This window comes from Rhodococcus sp. P1Y (genome assembly GCF_003641205.1).
Classification (GTDB): Bacteria; Actinomycetota; Actinomycetes; order Mycobacteriales; family Mycobacteriaceae; genus Rhodococcoides.
Genome location: NZ_CP032762.1, coordinates 4,966,632 through 4,984,666, shown reverse-complemented (window position 1 = coordinate 4,984,666; position 18,035 = coordinate 4,966,632). Strand labels below are relative to the sequence as shown.

General features: G+C 64.3%; 16 protein-coding genes. 14 read left to right on the top strand and 2 right to left on the bottom strand.

What is annotated here, in order from left to right:
* Window positions 1–147: 147 nt before the first annotated feature.
* On the bottom strand, window positions 148–834 hold the full coding sequence (locus D8W71_RS22925) for a DUF305 domain-containing protein (protein ID WP_121116869.1): 687 nt from the start codon (window positions 832–834) through the stop codon (window positions 148–150).
* Window positions 834–1,757, bottom strand: a complete 924-nt coding sequence (locus tag D8W71_RS22920) for a DUF3105 domain-containing protein (RefSeq protein WP_121116867.1) — start codon at window positions 1,755–1,757, stop codon at window positions 834–836. Before D8W71_RS22920 ends, D8W71_RS22925 begins: the two co-directional genes overlap by 1 nt.
* Window positions 1,758–1,970: 213 nt before the next feature.
* Between D8W71_RS22920 and argS the strand changes: the two genes are divergently transcribed.
* The 14 genes from argS (at window position 1,971) to D8W71_RS22850 (ending at window position 18,016) form a co-directional block, all read left to right on the top strand.
* Window positions 1,971–3,623: an arginine--tRNA ligase gene (gene argS, locus D8W71_RS22915; RefSeq protein ID WP_121116865.1), complete on the top strand. Its 1,653-nt coding sequence runs from the start codon at window positions 1,971–1,973 to the stop codon at window positions 3,621–3,623.
* Window positions 3,620–5,041, top strand: coding sequence for a diaminopimelate decarboxylase (gene lysA / locus D8W71_RS22910; RefSeq protein ID WP_121116863.1), 1,422 nt, complete (start codon window positions 3,620–3,622; stop codon window positions 5,039–5,041). Before argS ends, lysA begins: the two co-directional genes overlap by 4 nt.
* A complete protein-coding gene (locus D8W71_RS22905) occupies window positions 5,038–6,336 on the top strand; it encodes a homoserine dehydrogenase (RefSeq protein ID WP_121116861.1) in 1,299 nt (432 codons plus the stop codon). Before lysA ends, D8W71_RS22905 begins: the two co-directional genes overlap by 4 nt.
* Complete coding sequence (gene thrC, locus D8W71_RS22900; RefSeq protein ID WP_121116859.1) at window positions 6,337–7,404, top strand: threonine synthase; 1,068 nt, start codon at window positions 6,337–6,339, stop codon at window positions 7,402–7,404.
* Window positions 7,405–7,421: 17 nt separating this feature from the next.
* Window positions 7,422–8,354, top strand: a complete 933-nt coding sequence (thrB, locus tag D8W71_RS22895; RefSeq protein ID WP_121119795.1) for a homoserine kinase — start codon at window positions 7,422–7,424, stop codon at window positions 8,352–8,354.
* 334 nt (window positions 8,355–8,688) lie between these two features.
* Window positions 8,689–10,887, top strand: coding sequence for a transcription termination factor Rho (gene rho / locus D8W71_RS22890; protein ID WP_201265167.1), 2,199 nt, complete (start codon window positions 8,689–8,691; stop codon window positions 10,885–10,887).
* A gap of 241 nt (window positions 10,888–11,128) precedes the next feature.
* Complete coding sequence (gene rpmE, locus D8W71_RS22885) at window positions 11,129–11,362, top strand: 50S ribosomal protein L31 (protein ID WP_121116855.1); 234 nt, start codon at window positions 11,129–11,131, stop codon at window positions 11,360–11,362.
* 86 nt (window positions 11,363–11,448) lie between these two features.
* Window positions 11,449–12,528 carry a peptide chain release factor 1 gene (prfA, locus tag D8W71_RS22880; RefSeq protein ID WP_121116853.1) on the top strand — a complete coding sequence of 360 codons (1,080 nt, stop codon included), beginning with the start codon at window positions 11,449–11,451 and terminating at the stop codon, window positions 12,526–12,528.
* Window positions 12,529–12,614: 86 nt separating this feature from the next.
* Window positions 12,615–13,391: an SHOCT domain-containing protein gene (locus D8W71_RS22875; protein ID WP_121119793.1), complete on the top strand. Its 777-nt coding sequence runs from the start codon at window positions 12,615–12,617 to the stop codon at window positions 13,389–13,391.
* Window positions 13,392–13,419: 28 nt separating this feature from the next.
* On the top strand, window positions 13,420–14,304 hold the full coding sequence (gene prmC, locus D8W71_RS22870; RefSeq protein ID WP_121116851.1) for a peptide chain release factor N(5)-glutamine methyltransferase: 885 nt from the start codon (window positions 13,420–13,422) through the stop codon (window positions 14,302–14,304).
* A gap of 71 nt (window positions 14,305–14,375) precedes the next feature.
* Complete coding sequence (locus tag D8W71_RS22865) at window positions 14,376–15,044, top strand: L-threonylcarbamoyladenylate synthase (RefSeq protein ID WP_121116849.1); 669 nt, start codon at window positions 14,376–14,378, stop codon at window positions 15,042–15,044.
* The gene (gene glyA / locus D8W71_RS22860; protein WP_121116847.1) at window positions 15,041–16,324 is read left to right on the top strand and encodes a serine hydroxymethyltransferase; all 1,284 of its coding nucleotides are present in this window, start codon (window positions 15,041–15,043) and stop codon (window positions 16,322–16,324) included. The genes D8W71_RS22865 and glyA overlap by 4 nt, the downstream gene beginning before the upstream one ends.
* Window positions 16,321–17,532, top strand: a complete 1,212-nt coding sequence (locus D8W71_RS22855; protein WP_121116845.1) for a glycosyltransferase family 4 protein — start codon at window positions 16,321–16,323, stop codon at window positions 17,530–17,532. The genes glyA and D8W71_RS22855 overlap by 4 nt, the downstream gene beginning before the upstream one ends.
* Window positions 17,533–17,563: 31 nt before the next feature.
* Window positions 17,564–18,016, top strand: a complete 453-nt coding sequence (locus tag D8W71_RS22850) for a hypothetical protein (RefSeq protein WP_121119791.1) — start codon at window positions 17,564–17,566, stop codon at window positions 18,014–18,016.
* Window positions 18,017–18,035 lie beyond the last annotated feature (19 nt).

Genomic DNA, 18,035 nt, shown 5'->3' with positions numbered 1-18,035 from the left:
ACAAAATTCGGCGTGCCTGTTGGGCGGCTCCAAGACTAGCGCATTGCAACTGTCACCTGAAACCGCACCTGGTTTTGCGGCTTCGCCGCCCGTGCGCGCGTAGTTACGTCCCTCTGTCATTACCCACTCACGGGCGGCGAAGCCGCATCAGAGCGGCTGGGCGCCCTTCTCGGTCAACATCTGGGTCATGAGCGTCGATTCGCCCTGCTGCGTGGAGATCATCTTCGCCGCCAATTGTTTCAGCGCAGGTGTCTCGGCGTGATCGGATGCGTACTCCATCATCGACAGTCCACCCTCGTGGTGGCGAAGCATCAGTTGCAGAAACATGACGTCGACGGCAGGACCGGTTGCCTGTCGCAACGCGGCGAGTTCGTCCGTCGAGGCCATTCCTGGCATGGCGGCGACGGGACCGCCGGAGTCGTTCGCCATCGACGACATCGAGTGCCCATGCTCGTCGGCCGACATCCACCCCATGTATCCGTCGGATCCGACGGCGGCGCGGTCCCAGATCGCCAACCAACCCTGCATCTGGCCGACCTGGTTCTGCTGCGACGTCAGCATGTCGAACGCCAGATTCCGCACCAGCGGGTCGACGGCATTGGTCATCGCGATGGACGACATGTCGATCGCCTGCTGATGATGGACCGACATGTCCTGTGCGAAGCCGACATCCACCGAGTCCGCGGCCGGATTCGAATCGTTGCCGCCGAGGACAGTGGTTCGGGCCAGGAAACCCAGCGCGAACCCGATGGCCACGGCGGCAACGACGCCGAGAGCCAGCAGCGCCACCAGCTGTGGTCTGCCGATTCTCGCTCGTTCTCTGTCGACCGCCATCACGGAGCGGGGGCCGGCGCCGGAACACCGGCTGGGATCTGCATGTCGCTCGGGAGCTGAAGACCGGAGGGAAGGCCAGCGGGGAGGCCGCCCGCGGCCCCGGTCTCGCTGGCGTCGGGAGTGATGCCGCCGCCGTCCATCGGAACAGCATCCGCACCGGGCGCCGTAGCGTCGAAGGGCGGTGGGTTGTCGGGATCGAAGCCGCCGCCGGGGACCGTCGCGCAACTCGCGCCGACCTCGGGGTACTGGTACCGATTGAGTCGCAGCGCCGAGATGAACTGGTCGACGCGATCGTCGTCGGCACTGTCGACCTTGAGCTGGTGGCCCCACGATTGCAGCGACACCGGGGTGTCCTGGCCCGGGTACGGGGACATCAGCGTGTAGGTCTCACCGTCGACCTTGTCGGCCAGCGTGTTGATCTGGTCCTCGGACAACTCGTCCGGGTTGTAGGTGATCCAAATGGCGCCGTGTTCGAGCGAGTGCACAGCGTTTTCGGTGCGGATCGCGTCCGGGTAGACGATGCCGGTGCACGTTGCCCACGTCGCGTCGTGCGGTCCACCGAAGGGAGGGCTCTGGTCGTACGCAACGCGTTGTGTCGGCGCCACGTGCAGGGCTGCCGGGTACTCCTGGACAGCTACATCGGCAATAGCCGTCGACGGATCCTGGTTGCTTTCGCTCGGTTCCCAGCGCTGTGCTTCGGCGCGATCCTGATACTTGGGGAACAGATTGATGGCCAGGACAGCGATGAGGCCGACGACGATGATTCCGGCGCCGATGGCAAACCATGGAATCTGTCGCCCGGACGGTACGCCGGACTTCCTGGTGGCGGGGACGCCACTCTTCTTCTTGGTTGCTTTGATCGCCTTGTTGGCCTTGGCTGCCGATTTGTTGTCTCGACCGCCGGTATTGGAACCCGTGGGCATCGCTGTCGTCGCTCTTTCGGTTGTCGGAGGTGCGCCCTGGGCGCACGCGCTGTACGAATGTTTCCGCGATCCATTTCCGACGCGACCGCAGAGCGCCCTTACTGTACGGTCCCTAGCTGAGCGCACGCTTTGAGGTGTCGCGGTGGAGACAAGTTCGCGGGCCGGGTACGTCGATGGCAACTGGCTGCGCTCGAGACCATAGGATGGACACCTGTGACTCCCGCCGACCTTGCCGAACTACTGCGTGCGACCGCTGCAACGGTGCTCGCCGACCGTAGTCTCGACGCGTCCGTACTACCTGAAAAGGTGACGGTCGAACGTCCACGTAACCCTGAACACGGCGACTACGCCACGAACGTCGCCCTTCAGATCGCGAAGAAGGCGGGCGCCAACCCTCGCGATTTCGCAGGGTGGCTCGCCGAGGCGTTGACGGCAGAGCCGTCCATCGCCAGTGCCGAAGTGGCAGGTCCGGGCTTCCTCAACATTCGTTTGGCGGCCGACGCGCAAGGTGTCATCGTGGCGCAAGCGATCGCTGAGGCCTCGGCCTACGGTTCGGCGGCGACGCTGCAGGGCACGAAGATCAACCTGGAGTTCGTCTCCGCCAACCCGACGGGTCCGATTCACCTCGGTGGCACCCGCTGGGCTGCCGTCGGCGACGCACTGGGCCGAATCCTCTCGGCCCAGGGGGCCGAGGTGGTACGCGAGTACTACTTCAACGACCACGGTGAGCAGATCGATCGGTTCAGTCGCTCGTTGATCGCAGCGGCGAAGGGCGAGCCGGCCCCCGAGAACGGCTACGCGGGCGCGTACATCGAGGAGATCGCGCAGCAAGTGGTGGCGAAGAGCCCCGAGGTTCTCGGGATGTCGGAGGTCGCCCAGGCCGAGACGTTCCGGTCGATCGGCGTCGAGCTCATGTTCGACCAGATCAAGAAGAACCTGCACGAGTTCGGCGTCGATTTCGACGTCTACTTCCACGAGAACTCGCTGTTCGAGTCCGGTGCCGTCGAAAAGAGTGTCGAGTTCCTGAAGAACTCGGGAAGCTTGTACGAGGAGGACGGCGCCTGGTGGCTGCGGAGCACTGACTTCGGCGACGACAAGGACCGCGTTGTCGTCAAAAGCGACGGAAACGCCGCCTACATCGCCGGGGACATCGCCTACTTCCAGAACAAGCGTCAGCGCGGGTTCGACCTGTGCATCTACATGCTCGGCGCCGATCACCACGGATACATCGGTCGCCTCAAGGCCGCGGCTGCTGCCTTCGGTGACGACCCGAACACCGTCGAGGTCCTCATCGGGCAGATGGTCAACCTGGTGCGCGACGGTGTCTCGGTCAAGATGAGCAAGCGGGCCGGGACCGTCATCACCCTCGACGATCTCGTCGAGGCCATCGGTGTCGACGCCGCTCGCTACGTTCTGGTGAGGTCCTCGGTCGACTCGAGCATCGACATCGACCTGCAACTGTGGGCGAGCGCAAGCAATGAGAACCCGGTCTACTACGTCCAATACGCGCACGCCCGGCTGGCGTCGCTTGCACGCAATGCCGCCGAACTCGGCATCAGCGCCGACAACCCCGACCTCGGTCTGCTCACCGAGGATCAAGAGGGTGAACTGATCAGGACGATCGGGGAGTACCCGCGAGTGGTGGCCAGCGCCGCCGAACTGCGGGAACCCCACCGGATCGCGCGGTATCTGGAGGAGTTGGCCGGTGCCTACCATCGGTTCTACGGCGCATGCAGGGTACTTCCACAAGGAGACGAGGAGCCGGGACCAGTGAACACCGCGCGATTGGCGTTGGGCAACGCAACTCGACAGGTGCTGGCCAACGGCCTTGCCCTGCTCGGCGTCAGTGCACCGGAGCGCATGTGAGCGCGCACCCGGCGGGCCCCAAACACGCGGACGTACAGGCAAAGGACGGTCTCGCCGAGCGTCCGGCATCGCCTCAGGAGATGACGACGCTTCCGGCTCACGTCTGGCCGGCACACGCAGAACGTGGCGAGGACGACGTCGTGAGGTTGGCGGGAGTGTCCGTCACCGAACTCGCTGCCGAGTACGGAACTCCGCTCTTCGTGATCGACGAAGACGACTTCCGGACCCGCGCACGGGAAATGGCCGCGGCGTTCGGTGATCCCGCTCGCGTGCACTACGCATCGAAGGCGTTCTTGTGCGGCGAGATCGCTCGCTGGGTCGCCGACGAGGGGCTCTCACTCGACGTGTGCTCGGGCGGCGAACTCGGTATCGCGCTCGCAGCCGGATTTCCCGCCGAGCGAATTGCCATGCACGGCAACAACAAATCGGTTGACGAGCTGATCGCTGGAGTCCGTGCGGGAGTCGAACACGTCGTCCTCGACTCGATGATCGAGATCGACCGACTCGACTCGGTCGCCGCCGACAACGGTGTGGTCCAGGACGTTCTGGTCCGAGTCACTGTCGGGGTCGAGGCGCACACACACGAATTCATCGCGACCGCGCACGAGGATCAGAAATTCGGGTTCTCACTTGCGGACGGCTCTGCGCTGGAGGCCATCGAGCGAGTCTTCGCGACCGACCACCTACGGCTGGTAGGCCTGCACAGTCACATCGGTTCTCAGATCTTCGAGGTCGACGGGTTCGAACTCGCTGCGCACAAGCTCGTCGGTCTGCTGCGCGACGTCGTGTCGAAGTTCGGCGTCGACAAGACATCGCAGATCGCGACGATCGATCTCGGTGGCGGAATGGGGATTTCGTACATTCCGAGCGACGATCCTCCGCCGATCGCCGAGTTGGCCGCCAAGCTGAGGTCCATCGTGGCTACCGAGTCGACCCGGGTCGGCTTGCCCGTACCCAACGTCGACGTGGAGCCGGGCCGCGCGATCGTCGGACCGACCACGGTGACCCTCTACGAGGTGGGCACCATCAAGGACGTCACCGTCGACGCCAGGACGTCGCGACGCTACATCAGCGTCGACGGCGGTATGAGCGACAACATTCGCACGTCGCTGTACCAGGCCGAGTACGACTGCAGGCTGGTGTCGCGGTCGTCTCAGGATGCCCCCGTGCTCGCCCGAATCGTCGGAAAGCATTGCGAGAGCGGCGACATCGTCATCAAGAACACCTGGATGCCTGCCGATGTCGGCCCGGGCGACCTGCTCGCCGTCGCGGCGACGGGAGCCTACTGCTACTCGATGTCCAGTCGGTACAACCTACTGACGCGACCGGCCGTCGTCGCAGTGAAAGATGGAAAGTCTCGGCTCGTCCTGCGCCGGGAGACACTCGAAGACCTGCTCAGCTTGGAGGTGCAGCCATGACTACGAAGCCGATAGGAATCGCCGTTCTCGGACTCGGGAACGTCGGAAGCGAAGTCGTCCGAATCCTCACCGAGAATGCAGAAGATCTCGCCGCGAGGGTGGGAGCACCGCTCGAGATCCGCGGGATCGCGGTGCGGCGGGTCGATGGAAAGCGCGGAGTCGACACCTCGTTGCTCACCGACGATCCGGCCTCGTTGGTCGATCGTGACGACGTCGACATCGTCGTCGAGGTGCTCGGCGGCATCGATGTCCCTCGCAAGCTGATCCTCGCCGCCCTGGAGAAGGGCAAGTCCGTCGTCACGGCCAACAAGGCACTGTTGGCCGAGTACACCGGCGAACTCAACGAGGCGGCCGAGAAGTCCCGTGCCGACCTGTATTTCGAGGCTGCGGTCGCAGGCGCAATTCCCGTCGTCCGTCCTCTCATGCAGTCTCTCGCTGGCGACCGCGTCAACAAGGTGGCCGGAATCGTCAACGGCACAACGAACTTCATCTTGTCGGCGATGGACGAGACCGGCGCCGACTACGCCGAAACTCTTGCCGAAGCTGGACGATTGGGTTACGCCGAGGCCGATCCGACGGCGGATGTCGAAGGCTACGACGCTGCGTCCAAGGCCGCGATTCTTGCCTCGATCGCGTTCCACACCCGCGTTACTGCGAGCGATGTGTACCGAGAAGGCATCAGCAAGATCACCTCTGCGGATCTGGAAACGGCACGTTCGCTCGACTGCACCATAAAGTTGCTTGCCATCTGCGAGCGCATCACGACTCCCAAGGGCAAAGAGCGGATCTCCGCGCGCGTCTACCCGGCTCTGGTTCCGCACGATCATCCTCTTGCCACGGTCAACGGTGCTTTCAATGCCGTCGTCGTGGAAGCCGAAGCTGCTGGGCGCCTGATGTTCTACGGGCAAGGAGCGGGCGGCTCGCCGACTGCGTCCGCTGTGCTCGGCGACCTCGTCATGGCTGCGCGCAACAAGTTCTACGGCGGCCGCGGCCCGTTGGAGTCGAAGTACGCGAAGCTGAAGATCGCCCCTATGGGAGACATCCTCACTCGCTACTACGTGAGCATGCAGGTTGCCGACAAGACAGGCGTTCTCGCGACCGTGGCCGCCGAGTTCTCCAAACGGGACATCAGCATCTCCACGGTCCGTCAGGAAGAAAGCTCCGAAAACGGGGCCCGTCTGGTCGTCGTGACACACCTTGCCGCCGACTCCGCCCTGTCCGAAACCGTCTCGGCGTTGGACGAACTCGACGTCGTCACCTCTGTTGCCAGTGTTCTGAGATTGGAAGGCACATAAATGACCGTGCACACCCCGTGGCCCGGACTGATCGAGGCATACCGCGATCGTCTCGCAATCGGCCCGAACTGGAAGACAGTGACGCTGCTCGAGGGCGGGACTCCGCTGATTCACGCTGAGCGTCTGTCCGAGCTCACCGGCTGCGAGGTCCACCTCAAGGTCGAAGGGCTCAACCCGACGGGTTCGTTCAAGGACCGCGGCATGACGATGGCCGTGACCGACGCGCTGGCACGTGGCCAGGAGGCGGTTCTGTGCGCGTCCACGGGTAACACCTCGGCGTCGGCGGCAGCGTATGCCTCCAAGGCGGGCATGGGATGTGCCGTTCTGGTACCTCAGGGCAAGATCGCGATGGGCAAGCTTGCCCAGGCCGTCATGCATGGTGCCAAGATCATTCAGGTCCAGGGCAACTTCGACGACTGCCTCGAACTCGCGCGGAAGACGACTGCCGAGTTCCCGACGATCGGCTTGGTCAACTCGGTGAACCCGGTGCGCATCGAGGGCCAGAAGACCGCAGCATTCGAAATCTGCGACGCACTCGGCAACGCGCCGGACGTCCACGCGCTTCCCGTCGGCAACGCGGGGAACATCACGGCCTACTGGCGCGGGTACTCGGAGTACTTCCGTGACGGACTCACCACGATCAAGCCCCGCATGCTCGGTGTCCAGGCTGCCGGGGCCGCTCCACTCGTCCATGGTGCGCCGGTGTCGAACCCGGAGACCATCGCGACCGCCATTCGTATCGGGTCGCCTGCGTCGTGGAACGGTGCTGTCGCAGCCAAGGAAGAGTCCAACGGTGCGTTCCGGGCTGCAACCGACGAGGAAATTCTCGAGGCCTACCGCCTGGTGGCGAAGTCCGAGGGTGTCTTCGTGGAGCCTGCGTCCGCGGCGTCGATCGCAGGTCTGCTCGCAGCGCGGAAGGAAGGCTGGCTGGACAGCGGCCTTCGGGTCGTGTGCACGGTGACCGGAAACGGCCTCAAGGACCCCGACACAGCTCTGTCGGGAATGCCGGTGGTCGAGCCGATTCCGGTCGACCCTGTTGCAGTGGCATCTGCACTCGAGTTGGTCTAGTGGCAGAGTCCCAGTCCATGACGACAACACTGCCGTTGGGTTCGACGGTCACGGCGCGTGTTCCCGCATCGAGTGCCAATCTCGGTCCAGGGTTCGACACCTTGGGGATCGCGCTCGGGCTGTACGACGAGATCAGTGTCACCACGACGGCGTCGGGGCTCAGCATTCACGTCGAAGGCGAAGGTGCCGACGACGTCCCTTGGGGCCCAGCGCATCTCGTGGTACGAGCGATCGAACGCGGGCTCGAAGCGGCCGGTGTGTGGGCGGACGGCCTGGATGTCGTGTGTCGCAACGTTATTCCGCACTCGCGCGGGCTGGGATCCTCGGCCTCGGCGGTGGTCGGCGGACTGGCGGCAGCGAATGCTCTTGCAGCCAAGCTCGATCCGTCGTTGTCGCTCACCGATCAGCAGTTGGTTCAGTTGTCGTCGGAGTTCGAGGGACATCCGGACAACGCGTCGGCGAGCGTCCTCGGCGGAGCTGTCGTGTCGTGGAGCGAACCGGCCAGCGCAAGCGTGACGCAACGGACTTACTCGGCTGTGCGGTTGCCGGTTCACCCCGACATACACGTCGTCGCTCTTGTTCCCGCCGAACGGTCGTCGACTTCGCACACGCGGGGCCTTCTGCCCGAGTTGGTGCCGCATCGCGATGCTGCTTTCAACGTGAGCCGAGGTGCGCTTGCAGTCGTCGCTCTCACCCAACGTCCGGATCTTCTGATTCCGGCGACCGAGGATCTCCTTCATCAGGGGCAGCGTTCCAGCGCCCTGCCGTCGGCGACGAAGTGGATCACGTCACTGCGCGCTCGCGGAATCGCCGCCGTGCTGTCCGGTGCGGGCCCGACCGTGCTTGCGTTGTGCACCGAGCCGTTCCCGACCGATCTGAAGGAAGAGGCGACGAGCGAAGGGATTCGGGTTCTGGAACTCGAGGTCGCCGATGGGGTCAGCACCTACTGAGGAACTGCGACGCGAGCGGACGTACAGTGACTCACCGGTAGCCGGTTCTTGCCGACCGCGAGATTCGACGCTATTGTGAGGGACGTCCGTACATCGTGCGCTTCAGACGCCGTTCTTCACCAGGGCAATCACGTCATCGTATTCGGGGGAATCACGTCCGGGTCGGATGATGCTCCTGGCTTGGATCCCATTCCGCAGTACTGCGGATACGGGGCCGCTCGTCCGTCGGAAGTAGTTCGACCGTTGACGGCAATATCCGTGCTCGAAAGAAATTCGAGCTACGGAACGAACCCTTGGCTGCGCAGACTGCGAGCGAGGGAAGGAAAGGACCTCCGTGACCGATACGGAACTGATCTCTGCGCCCGAAAAGACCCGTCGCGGAGCTGGCCTGTCCGGAATGGTGCTCACCGAGCTGCGTAGTCTCGCGGGCGAACTCGGTATCAAGAGCATCTCCGGTATGCGCAAGGGCGACCTGATCGCCGCAATCTCAGCACGTCAAGGTGGTGGAGCGTCGGCGACAACCGATGCACCCAAAGCCCCTCGACGCAGCGCGGCGGACAAAAGCAGCGCAGCAGACAAGAGCAGTGCAGTAGACAAGGCGCGAGCCCAGGAACCGGCGACTGCGCCGGCCGAGGCAACAGCGCCCAAGACACCCGTCGCGAATCCCGATGCGGACGCGAGCACTGGCGATGCGGCCGAGACTCCGCGTCGCACCCGCGGTCGTCGTGCAGCCGGCCGTCGAGCCGGTGCATCGGACCAGCTGCCTCTCGACGAGGCAGCGGTCGAGGCCGCACCTGAGACTGCTCCCGTCGCCGAATCCGCAGGTACAGACGCCGGTGACAATGGTTCGGGTGCAGGCGAACGCCCCCGACGCAGCCGGGCAGAGCGCGACACGCGAAACTCTGCCGAAGGCAACGACAGTCCGCGGGGCAACCGCGGCGACTCGGCTGGCCGCTCCGAATCCTCCGACGGTGACTCCAACCGTTCCGACGGTGGTCGCGAGCGCAATCGAGACAACAACCGCGGTGAGCGCACGCGCGACAACCGTGGCGAGAGCGGCCGGGGCGAAGGTAATCGCGCCGACGGCAACCGTGGTGAAGGCCGCAGTGACCGGAGTGAAGGCAACCGCGGTGAAGGTAACCGTGGCGATGGCAACCGTGGTGAGGGCAACCGGAACCGCAATCAGAGCCAGAACGACAATCGCGGCGACGACCGGAACAACAACGGCCCTCGCGACAACAGGGACAACCGTGACAACGGCGAGGACGACGGCGATGGCCGCGGACGTCGGGGTCGTCGGTTCCGTGAGCGTCGTCGTGGGCGCGACCGTGGAGACGGCGGCGCAGGTGGCGGCGGAAACGAGCGCGAGCCCGAGATCCGCGACGACGATGTGTTGCAGCCGGTGGCGGGCATTCTCGATGTTCTCGACAACTACGCGTTCGTCCGGACGTCCGGTTACCTGGCGGGCCAGAACGACGTGTACGTCTCGATGAACTTGGTCCGTAAGAACGGACTTCGTCGTGGTGACGCCATCACGGGCGCAGTGCGGGTTGCTCGCGAGGGTGAGCAGTCGAACCAGCGTCAGAAGTTCAACCCGTTGGTCCGTCTGGACACTGTCAACGGCGGAGACGTGGACGCTGCACGCAAGCGTCCCGAGTTCAACAAGCTGACGCCGCTCTACCCCAACCAGCGGTTGCGCCTCGAGACCACGCAGAACATCCTCACCACACGCATCATCGACCTGGTGATGCCGATCGGTAAGGGACAGCGCGCGCTGATCGTCAGTCCGCCGAAGGCCGGTAAGACGAGCGTTCTGCAGGCCATCGCCAATGCGATCTCTGTGAACAACCCCGAGTGCTACCTCATGGTGGTTCTGGTCGACGAGCGACCGGAAGAAGTCACCGACATGCAGCGTTCGGTGAACGGCGAGGTCATTGCCTCGACATTCGATCGTCCTCCCGGCGATCACACCGCTGTCGCCGAGCTCGCTATCGAACGCGCGAAGCGCCTCGTCGAAGCTGGTCAGGACGTAGTCGTCCTGCTCGACTCGATCACCCGCTTGGGCCGTGCGTACAACAACAGCTCACCCGCGTCGGGTCGAATCCTGTCCGGTGGTGTCGATTCGACGGCGCTGTACCCGCCGAAGCGCTTCCTCGGTGCTGCTCGCAACATCGAGAACGGTGGGTCGCTGACCATCATCGCCACGGCGATGGTCGAGACCGGCTCCACCGGTGACACCGTGATCTTCGAGGAGTTCAAGGGCACCGGCAACGCCGAGCTCAAGCTCGATCGCAAGATCGCCGAGCGTCGCGTGTTCCCCGCGGTGGACATCAACCCGTCGAGCACCCGTCACGACGAGTTGTTGCTCAGCCCCGACGAGGCAGCTGTGGTGCACAAGCTCCGCCGCGTCTTGTCCGGCCTTGACTCGCATCAGGCAATCGACCTGCTTGTCGATCGTTTGAAGAAGAGCAAGAACAACCTGGAGTTCCTGATCCAGGTGTCGAAGACCGCGCCCGGCGCGCTCGACGACTGACAGGCGCCTTCGGCGCATGTGAACGGAAATACACAGCCTGCTATGTATTTCCGTTCACATGCGCGAAGCGCCTCACGCGGGAACAAGCCGACAGGTGTCTGTGTTGAAACCCCTGTCGGACGGGAATGACTTGCGATTGGCAGGTCAGACCCACTCTCTGGCATACTGAACGGCCGAGTCCGGTTCCGGTTCACGCTCTCGATCGGCGAGGGCGACCCGGCGACCATCTGAAAGGGACACCATGAAGGCAGGAATCCACCCCGACTACACACTCACCACGGTTGTGTGTGGTTGCGGCAATACTTTCGAGACGCACAGCACCACCGACAAAGATCGCATCAACGTCGAGGTCTGCTCGCAGTGCCACCCGTTCTACACGGGCAAGCAGAAGATTCTCGACACCGGCGGTCGCGTCGCACGCTTCGAGGCTCGCTACGGAAAGCGCGCTGCCAAGAAGGCCGAAGCCGACAGCTAGCTGCTCTCCCGACGCCCGCCCTGTGATGTCTACAGGGCGGGCGTCGTCTATTTCCTGGTCTTCTTTCAATCGAGCGGAGCGCACCAATGGCGAGGACGACGAAACCGTCGGCCATCGACGACATTCTGGCCGAACACTCGGGTCTCGAGCAGCAACTCGCCGACCCGTCCCTGCACAACGATCCGGCTGCGGCTCGCCGCGCAGGAAAGCGTTTCGCGGAGCTCGCCCCGATCATGTCGGTGCACGGAAAGCTCGTCTCGGCGCAGGACGATCTGGTGGCAGCGCGCGAATTGGCAGCTGACGATGCGTCGTTCGCAGCGGAGATTCCCGAGCTCGAGCAGACTGTGGTGACGCTCGAACAGACTTTGGCCGACCTGCTTGCTCCGCGCGACCCACACGATGGCGACGACATCGTGATGGAGGTCAAATCCGGTGAGGGCGGGGAGGAGTCAGCCCTGTTCGCGGCGGACCTCGCACGGATGTACGTGCGATACGCCGAGCGTCGTGGCTGGCGTGTGGAAGTTCTCGACGCCAACGTGTCCGATCTCGGTGGGTACAAGGACGCCACGCTGTCCATCAAGGCCAAGGGGAACTCGCTCGACGGCGTGTGGGCTCGATTGAAGTTCGAAGGAGGCGTGCACCGGGTTCAGCGCGTGCCCGTGACGGAATCTCAGGGCCGCGTGCACACATCCGCCGCCGGGATTTTGGTTTACCCGGAGCCCGAGGAGGTCGAAGAAGTCCAGATCGACGAGACGGATCTCCGCATCGACGTGTACCGCTCGTCCGGCAAGGGCGGCCAGGGCGTCAACACGACCGACTCCGCTGTACGCATTACTCACCTTCCGACGGGAATCGTCGTCACCTGTCAGAACGAACGCTCGCAGCTGCAGAACAAGGCGCGTGCGATGCAGGTGCTCGCGGCCAGGCTTCAGGCTGCGGCCGAGGAAGCGGCCGACGAGGAAGCATCGGCCGGTCGCGCAAGTCAGGTACGGACCGTCGACCGTTCCGAACGCATCCGCACGTACAACTTCCCCGAGAACCGCATCACCGACCATCGCATCGGGTTCAAGTCGCATAACCTGGACGCTGTGCTCGACGGCGAGCTCGACCCATTGCTCGACGCACTGGGCAAGGCTGATCGTGATGCTCGGATGCAGGCTGAATAACGCGCCTTCGGCGCCCGTGAGTGCGTAGTTACGTTCCGCGGTAATTACGCACGCACGGGCGGCGTAGCCGCATGAAGGGGGAAAACGTGTACCAGGAATTGACGCCCGCGGGCGAGAATGCGGTGAACGAACTTGCCGGCAGGTACGGCGTGTCCACCTCGGCCGTTCGAACGATGCTCGACGCAGTCAACGCGGGCCGCGGGTCGATGGCTCAGTTCAATATCGGCGAGCTCGGTGGCGGTGGGCAATGGATGCGCGGCGGTATGACCATGGTGGGCAACATGTTCGACCACGGTCTCAAAGCTCGTGTCGACGGTTTGTGCCGAGATCTGTCTGACGTGTTGGCGAAGAATCAGGTGTACCCGCCCGCACAGAACTCCACGACCGGCGTCGGCAATTCGTGGTGGCCCGGTGAGCTGGGGAGTCCAAGTTCCAGTGGTGGTCAGAACGGGTCGCAGTATGCCTACTTCCCGAGTTCGAAGCGCCTGGCGGTACTCGTCGGGGGTCGCCTGGCGGTCTACGACACTCTCGACCACTCGATTGGCGGGGTGCAGCAGCAACAGGGCGGCGGTCCAGGGTCGCTCGAGTTCACCAGCCAGTACGGCACCTTTACCGCGGCCAGTCTTCCTTTGGTCGACCCGGTGCAGTCCGAACCAACGCATAGCCCTGGTCCTGCCCAGAACCCTGGTCCTGCCCAGAACTCCGGTGCCGCCCAGAACCCCGGGCCTCCACCGAACGCCGGCCAGCTGAACATCGGCGAGATCACCTCGGCGATCGAGGCTCTCGCCTCGCTGCACGACAAGGGCATCTTGACCGACGACGAGTTCTTCACCAAGAAGTCCGAGCTGCTGAAGCGAATTTGACGTCGGTCCCTCGTGGCACGCTGTACGGGTGACTCGTAAACCGCTTCGTCTGGCCATTCTGGAAGCAACCGCGACACTCGAGGCCGCTGGAGTGCCCAGCGCCCGGGTCGATGCGGAGCTGCTTGCATCGCATCTCGTCGGCGTCGAGCGTGGACGACTCGGTTTGGTTCCCCTCGTCGAACCCGAGGTTATCGAGGCGTACAACCGGACCATCGAACAGCGTGCAAAGCGGATTCCGTTGCAGTACATCACTGGAACCACCGCGCTCGGCAACATCGACGTGGAAGTCGGGCCGGGTGTTTTCGTGCCTCGGCCGGAAACAGAACTGCTGCTGGGATGGGCGCTCGCGTTTCTGGAGGGCGTGGATCACCGGCCGCCGGTCGTCCTCGATCTGTGTACCGGTTCGGGGGCGCTCGCACTGGCTCTCGCCAACGCACGCCCCGACGCCCAGGTCCACGCTGTCGAACTGGACACCTCCGCGCTGGCATGGGCGCGTCGCAACGCTGACCTGAGAGCTGAACGAGGCGACACTCCAATCACTCTCCATCACGGCGATGTCACCGATCGTGAGTTGCTGAAAGAACTCGACGGGCGAGTGGATGTCATCGTGTCCAATCCGCCGTACATCCCGGAGGGCGCTCAACTCGAACCCGAGGTGATCGATCACGATCCGCATCTCGCGCTCTTCGGCGGAACCGATGGACTGTCGGTTATCGAGCCGATGATCGGCAATATCGCGCGGTGGCTCGGCGTCGGTGGGGGAGTGGGTGTCGAACACGACGATTCGCACGGCGATCGGGTCGCGGCACTGTTCGAAAAGCGACGGGTGTTCACCGATGTCGTGGAGCACCCCGACCTGTCCGGTCGCCCGCGGTTCGTCGTCGCCTCACGAGCGGTTTCGGCCGACAGCTGACCGAGGGACACAGGCGACGCACCGGACGAGCCGTCCACTGTCCTTCGAGACGGAAGTGACAAGATGAGGGGGTGAGTACCGTCTACGACTGCCAGCACGCCGACTCCCGAGCAGCCGGTTTGTCCGCGGCCAGGGGCGCCCTCAAGTCGGGCCGTCTTGTGGTCATGCCGACGGACACGCTCTACGGTCTCGCGGCAGACGCTTTCGACAGTGGCGCCGTCACGGATCTGCTTCGCGCCAAAGGACGTGGCCGCGACATGCCGGTGCCGGTGCTGGTGGGTTCGTGGAACACGATCGATGGACTCGTCGGAAGCGTCAGGCCGCGGACGAGAGATCTCATCAGGGCCTTCTGGCCGGGCGCGTTGAGTCTCGTCGTGCAGCAGGCGCCGTCGCTTGCCTGGGATCTCGGCGACGCACAAGGAACCGTCATGCTTCGTATGCCTCTGCATCCGGTTGCTCTCGAGCTGCTGCGCGAGGTCGGTCCCCTTGCTGTGTCGAGCGCGAACATCTCGGGTCAGCCGCCTGCGACGACGGTGGTCCAGGCAAGAGACCAGCTGGGCGGGTCGGCGTCTGTGTATCTGGACGGCGGTCCGGCCGAGCACGCACTAGCGTCGACGATCGTGGATCTCACGTCGGACCAACCGAAGATTTTGCGGGCAGGCGCGGTCGCGACAGAGGCTGTGGCCGAGGTGCTCGGGGTGACCACCGAAAGTCTCATGCAGGGGAGCTCGGCTCAGTGACGCAACACGAGTTCTTCGGCGCCGAATTCGGCGAACTACGGTCGACGGATCCCGAGATCGCCGACGTGCTGATCGGCGAGCTCGAGCGGCTACGCGGCGGCCTGCAACTCATCGCGAGTGAAAATCTGGCGTCACCCGCGGTGCTCGCGGCCCAGGGCAGTGTCCTGACAAACAAGTATGCCGAGGGATATCCTGGTCGCCGCTATTACGGCGGGTGCGAGGTCGTCGACGCGGCAGAGAACCTCGCGATCGAGCGTGCGAAAGCTCTTTTCGGCGCCGACCACGCCAACGTGCAACCGCACTCGGGAGCGAGCGCCAACCTTGCTGTCTACGCAGCCTTCGCACAGCCCGGCGACGCAGTTCTCGCGATGAGCTTGCCGCATGGCGGCCATCTCACACACGGATCGATCGTCAATTTCTCGGGCAAATGGTTCACTCCAGTCCCGTATCACGTGCGGCGCGACACCGAACTGATCGACTACGACGAGGTGCGCGAACTCGCGCTGGTGCACAGGCCGCGGATCATCGTGGCGGGCGCGACGGCGTACTCGCGAGCGATCGACTTCGCCGCGTTCAGAGCAATCGCCGACGAGGTCGGCGCAATCCTGTGGGTCGATGCAGCGCATTTCATCGGTTTGGTTGCAGGGCAAGCGATCCCGTCACCGGTTCCGTATGCGGACGTCGTGTCCGCAACCACCCACAAGGTTCTCCGTGGACCACGGGGCGGAATGATCCTGTGTCGTTCCGAGCATGCCAAGGCCATCGACAAAGCGGTGTTCCCGTTCACTCAGGGCGGGCCGATGATGCACACGGTGGCTGCCAAAGCCGTGGCGTTTCGTGAGGCCGCTACAGAGGACTACCGCCGCTACGCGGCCCAAGTGGTCTCCAATGCGCGTGCCCTGTCGGCGTCGCTGGTCGATGCGGGAATGCGTGCGGTGTCGGGTGGGACCGATACGCACCTCGCCCTCTTCGACCTCCGACATCTCGGCGTCGACGGTCGGGCCGCCGAATCGCGGTGCGCATCGGCCGCAATCACCCTCAACAAGAACGCCATCCCGTTCGACCCGGCGCCGCCGGCTGTGGCATCGGGCATCCGTGTCGGCTCTGCTGCCCTGACGACGCAGGGGTTCGACGAAGCCGACATGACGGCGGTCGGATCTCTGGTCGCGCGCGCGGCGGCGGCCGAGGCCGGAACGACGACAGGTGATTCCGAGTTGGCAGCGGTCCAGGACGAGGTCAGGGCGCTCGTGTCGCGCAAGCCGGCGTACCCGCGCGCATGACAGTAGAGGTCATCGCACAATCCGGTCAGGGTGCAGGCGTCCCGATTCGCGAGCTGCTGTTGGTGTTTCTGACGGCAGCGGTCGTGACGTTCCTCGCCACCGGCGGAGTGCGGGTTCTCGCCATCAAGTTCGGCGCAGTCGCTGCTCCCCGTGAACGCGACGTGCACGTGACACCCACGCCGCGCCTCGGCGGTACAGGTATGTACCTCGGGATGCTGATCGCACTCTTGTTCGCGTCGCAGTTGCCCGCCCTCGCTCGCGGCTTCGACTCCGAGTACAACCAGGATGTACCGGCGGCGCTCGTCGCGGGCTTCGTCATCGTGGCGGTCGGCATCATCGACGATCGATGGGGTCTCGACGCCCTTACGAAGTTCGTCGGCCAGGTCACGGCGGCGGGCGTGCTCGTCGTCATGGGTGTGAGCTGGTACATCGTCTACGTTCCGTGGTCCGACGGTGGTTACACCGTCGTCCTCGACCAATTGCAGGCCGGGCTGGTGACCGTCCTCGTCACGGTCGTGATGGTCAATGCGATGAACTTCGTCGACGGGCTCGACGGCCTTGCCGCTGGGCTGGGATTCATCGCATCACTTGCGATCTGTGTGTTCTCGGTGGGTTTGCTGCACGAGCAGGGCGGTGATGTCGGCATCTACCCCCCGACAGTCATCGCAGCTGCGCTGGCCGGCGCGTGCCTGGGCTTTCTGCCTCACAATTTTCAGCCCGCGCGGATCTTCATGGGTGATTCGGGTTCGATGCTCATCGGTCTGATGCTGGCGACGGTGGCCACGAGCGCATCGGGTCGCATTCCCCTGGTTGCGTACGGCCCACGTGACCTGCTCGGATTGCTGTCGCCCCTTCTGCTGGTCGGCGCGGTGATGTTCATTCCGATCCTCGATCTGCTGCTGGCCGTCATTCGACGAACACGCGCGGGCCGGAGCCCGTTCAGCCCGGACAAGATGCATTTGCACCACCGACTCCTTCAGATCGGCCACTCGCATCGCCGAGTCGTCCTCGTCATCTATCTGTGGGTCGGGGTTCTCGCATTCGGTGCCGTGGGCTCGTCGTTGCTCGACCGGCGCATCGTCGTTCTCCTCGTTGCGGCTGGCCTCGTATTCGCCCTGGTGGTGACGGCAGTGCCGTCGATCCGGCTCGACATGGCGCGTCAACGCCGCAGTGCCAGGCGCGCTGGTCGCCGAGGCCGTCGAACGTGAAGTCGGACACGACAAAGTAGTCTGTGCGTCTGTGAGCTTCTCTCCTACACCGGTGCCCGATCAATCCGACTCGATGCGTGCGGCAGTTCGCTACGGCATCATCGGGCTGGTGGTGCTCACCGTGCTGGGTGCCGTCGTCGCGACGCTGGTTGCCGGCCTGCCTGGGTTGTGGGGTGCTCTCATCGGGGCCGCACTCGGCGGCGGGTTCATCTTGACCACGGCGCTGTCCATAGCGCTCACGTCGAAATTTCCTCCGACCATGGCGGGCGCCGTGCTGCTCGGAGGTTGGATCGTCAAGATGCTGTTGGCGGTCGTAGTACTGGCCGTACTCAAGGACATGGATTTCTACAGCAAGAAGTCTCTGGCCCTTGTCGTCGTCGCGGCGTTGGTACTCGTCCTAGGCGCCGAGGTCTACGGTGTGGTGCGTACCAAAGCGCCGTACGTGGATGATGCGCCAGGCAGCGCAGAGTCCGACGGTGCGTAGTACGACGACCGGTCGTAAT